This window comes from Mesorhizobium sp. M7A.F.Ca.MR.148.00.0.0 (assembly GCF_003997735.1).
In the GTDB taxonomy this organism is placed as follows: domain Bacteria; phylum Pseudomonadota; class Alphaproteobacteria; order Rhizobiales; family Rhizobiaceae; genus Mesorhizobium.
This window is the reverse complement of the sequence record NZ_RZTB01000487.1, coordinates 1-313: the sequence shown is the minus strand read 5'-3', so window position 1 is coordinate 313 and position 313 is coordinate 1. Positions and strand designations below refer to the sequence as shown.

Annotated in this window: 1 pseudogene; it reads left to right on the top strand. The window is 62.0% G+C overall.

What is annotated here, in order from left to right:
- Window positions 1-313: pseudogene (locus tag EOB49_RS35050) on the top strand (FAD-binding oxidoreductase); the annotation flags it as partial.

The following is a 313-nucleotide window of genomic DNA, read 5'->3' as shown; positions in this document are numbered from 1 at the left end:
GCGGTTCGGGCGGCGTCGGCTCGATCAATTTCGGCGGCCTGCGCGATTTCGGCAATGTGCTGCGCCTGCGTGTGGTGACGATGGAAGCCGAGCCGAAAGCGCTCGAGCTCACTGGCGAGGATCTGCATAAGGTGACCCATGCCTACGGCACCAACGGCATCATATCGGAAGTCGAGATGCCGCTGACCGCGGCTTATGAATGGATCGATGTCATCGTCGGTTTCGACGGCTTCATGGACGCGGCCCGCTACGGCAACGCGCTGGCCTGCCAGGACGGTATTTTGACCAAGCTGATCACGCCGATAGCCGCACC